At 61.6% G+C, this 3,305-nt stretch carries 4 protein-coding genes; all 4 read right to left on the bottom strand.

What is annotated here, in order from left to right:
- Positions 1-89: 89 nt before the first annotated feature.
- Positions 90-1,043, bottom strand: a complete 954-nt coding sequence (locus tag HU765_RS26515; RefSeq protein WP_186624058.1) for a D-2-hydroxyacid dehydrogenase family protein — start codon at positions 1,041-1,043, stop codon at positions 90-92.
- A 13-nt stretch (positions 1,044-1,056) separates the two neighbouring features.
- Positions 1,057-2,103 (bottom strand): alpha/beta hydrolase, encoded by a 1,047-nt coding sequence (locus tag HU765_RS26510; RefSeq protein WP_186552547.1) that lies wholly within the window; start codon positions 2,101-2,103, stop codon positions 1,057-1,059.
- An 81-nt stretch (positions 2,104-2,184) separates the two neighbouring features.
- The gene (locus HU765_RS26505) at positions 2,185-2,619 is read right to left on the bottom strand and encodes a YqaA family protein (RefSeq protein WP_186552546.1); all 435 of its coding nucleotides are present in this window, start codon (positions 2,617-2,619) and stop codon (positions 2,185-2,187) included.
- On the bottom strand, positions 2,619-3,065 hold the full coding sequence (locus HU765_RS26500; RefSeq protein ID WP_186552545.1) for a DUF411 domain-containing protein: 447 nt from the start codon (positions 3,063-3,065) through the stop codon (positions 2,619-2,621). The genes HU765_RS26505 and HU765_RS26500 overlap by 1 nt, the downstream gene beginning before the upstream one ends.
- Positions 3,066-3,305: the final 240 nt, after the last annotated feature.

Raw genomic sequence — 3,305 nt, 5'->3', positions numbered from 1 at the left:
GGCTCACTCCTACAGGGGAACGCATTTCAAAATGTAGGAGTGAGCCTGCTCGCGATGGCGTCGGTTGAGTCAACAGGCTGGAGTATGGATCAATTCAACAGGCGCACCGGCTCTCCACCCGCCCAGGCCTGAATATCCTCGATCATCTGCCGGAAGAACTGCTCATAGTTCTGCCGACTCACATACCCCACATGCGGCGTCGCCAGGACATTATCCAGCGTGCGAAACGGGTGCAGCGCCGGCAGTGGCTCGTGCTCGAACACATCCAGCGCTGCCCCGGCGATCTGCCGTTTCTGCAAGGCTTTGATCAGCGCCGCCTCATCGACGATCGGCCCGCGAGCGGTGTTGACCAGAAGGGCGGTCGGCTTCATCCAGGCCAGCGCTTGCGCATCGACCAGGCCGCGGCTGCGTTCGCTGAGCACCAGATGCACCGAGAGTACATCGGCCTGTTCGAACAGTTGCTGCTTGCTGACGTACGTCACGCCAGCCTGTTCGGCCCGTTCAGCGCTGAGGTTTTCACTCCAGGCGATCACCCGCATGCCGAACACCTGGCCGAACTGCGCCACACGCTGGCCGATGCTGCCCAGACCGAGAATCCCCAGCGTCTTGCCGTGCAGATCGCCACCCAGCCCTTGCTGCCAGCCGCCGGCGCGCAGGGCGTTGACTTCGTTGAGCAGGTTACGCGTGGCCGCCATGATCAGCGCCCAGGTCAGTTCCGGCGCGGCGTGTTTGTAGCTGTCGGTGCCACAGACCTTGATGCCCAGGGCGGCCGCGGCCGGCATGTCCAGCGCCGCGTTGCGCATGCCGCCGGTGACCAGCAGCTTGAGGCGAGGCAGGCGCTTGAGCAGGTCCGCATCGAAACGCGTGCGCTCGCGCATCACGCAGATCACCTCATAGCGGTGCAGACGCGCGGCGATCGTGGCGTTGTCAGCCGGATAATCATGCTCGAACGTCACTTCACCCAGGCTGTCGAGCACGGACCAGTCGACGACGTCGCGGGCCACGTCTTGCCAGTCATCGATTACCGCAATCTGCACCGTCATCGGCGTGACCTCATCAAGGAACGGAAGGGGTCTTGTCCAGCCAGCTCAGCAGCGCCTGATGGAATTTTGCCGGCTCTTCCATTTGCGGCGCATGGCCCATGCCCGGGAACTCCACCAGCGTCGACTGCGGGATCAGCTTGGCGACTTGCTTGCCCAGCACCTCATAGTGGCCGATCTTGGCTTTCACTTCAGGTGGGGCAAGGTCCTTGCCGATCGCGGTGGTATCGGAGGTGCCGATCAGCAGCAGGGTCGGCATCTTCAGGTCCTTGAACTCGTAATACACCGGTTGGGTGAAGATCATGTCGTAGATCAGCGCCGAGTTCCAGGCGACCTGGGTCTTGCCCGGACCTTTGCTCAGGCCCGCGAGCATGTCCACCCAACGGTCGAATTCCGGTTTCCAGCGGCCATCGTAATAGGTCGTGCGTTCGTACTCGCGGATGCCTTGGGCAGTGACTTTCAATTCGCGCTGATACCACTGATCTACGGTGCGATAGGGCACACCGAGGGCTTTCCAGTCTTCCAGCCCAATCGGGTTGACCATCGCCAGTTGATCGACCTGTTCAGGGAACAACAGTGCATAGCGGGTGGCGAGCATGCCGCCGGTGGAGTGGCCGAGCAGCGTGGCTTTCTGGATGCCCAGCGCCTTGAGCAACTGCTGGGTGTTGGTCGCCAGTTGCTGGAAGCTGTACTGATAGTGCTCGGGTTTGCTTGAGGTGCAGAAACCGATCTGGTCCGGGGCGATGACCCGGTAGCCGGCTTCGCTCAACGCTTTGATCGAACTGTCCCAGGTCGCCGCGCAAAAATTCTTGCCGTGCATCAGCACCACGGTGCGCCCGTTCGCCTTGCCGTGGGCGGCAACGTCCATATAGCCCATCTGCAGGGACTGGCCTTGGGATTCGAAGGCGAAGTGTTTAAGCGTGTAGGGATATTGAAAGCCTTGCAGTTCCGGGCCGTAGGCGGGACCTTCGGCAGGTGCAGTGTCGGTGGCGGCCTGCGCCAGCACGGGCAGGGCGGCGGTGAGGAACAGGCCGGGCAGCCAGCGGGACAGCGTGACGGACATAAGGGCAAACTCCTTGGAAATTGACCGATGCTGGAATGGCGCGATTACGCCGACGTTAAGGCAACCTCATCGCGCGATCGTTCAACCCAGCCAGCCCAGCGTGAGCAGGGCCAGCACGCCATAACGTGCGCCTTTGGCCAGGGTGACGATCAGCAGAAAACGCCCGAGCGGCTCGCGCATCACCCCGGCAATCAGCGTCAACGGGTCACCGATCACCGGCAGCCAACTGAGCAGCAACGACCAGTGCCCGTAGCGCTCATAGTGTTTGCGCGCCTTGTCCATGTGCCGCGCACTGACCGGGAACCAGCGGCGCTCCTGAAAACGCTCGAGGCCACGGCCCAGCCACCAGTTGACCAGCGAACCGAGTACGTTGCCCAGTGTCGCCACCGCCAGCAATCCCCACAGCCAGTAACGTTCGCTGACGATCAACCCGACCAACAGCGCCTCGGACTGCAACGGTAGCAACGTCGCCGCGCCGAAGGCTGCGAAAAACAATCCGGCGTAAGCGGCGCTCATCAATGCGCCGGGTAATCCGCCACCACGATATCCGCGCCGTCCTTCTTCAGGCCGATCACTTGATACGCATCGCTCATGCCGTCCATTTCCATGCCCGGCGAGCCCATCGGCATGCCCGGTGCGGCGACGCCCAGCAGGTCATCGCGCTTGCTCAGGGCCAATACCTGCTCGGCCGGGACATGCCCTTCGACGAATTTACCGTTGATGATCGCGGTGTGGCAGGACGCCAATCGCGGCGGTACGCCATGCTGTTGTTTGAAGCTGCTCATGTCGCTTTCGACGTGATCGTCGACCTTGAAGCCGTTGGCTTCGAGGTGGCTGATCCATTTTTTGCAGCAGCCGCAATTGGCATCGCGGTGCACTTCGATCGGGATCAGCTCGGCGGCCTGGGCCAGGGAGCTGATGAACAGGGTGCTCAGTGCGAGCAGGCGCAGATGGGATCGCATGGCGGATTCTCGGCTCGGGTGACGGTCAAAAAGAACGTATTTTGATCGGTTTTTCCCGCCGAGGCTCAACTGAGTGTTTCCAATTACGACAAGGCAGGCTGACAGGATGATACCGGATCAAGGCTGACAGCCGGATGAGTGGGAGATGACAAAGCTGTCAGCGATCTATCGTCACTGTGACTGACCGCCGTAGGAAATGTGGTTTGCACAGTGCATTGTAGGAGTGAGCCTGCTCGCGAT

The organism is Pseudomonas sp. SWRI81 (assembly GCF_014268545.1).
In the GTDB taxonomy this organism is placed as follows: domain Bacteria; phylum Pseudomonadota; class Gammaproteobacteria; order Pseudomonadales; family Pseudomonadaceae; genus Aquipseudomonas; species Aquipseudomonas hamedanensis.
This window is presented reverse-complemented; position numbering and strand designations above follow the sequence as displayed.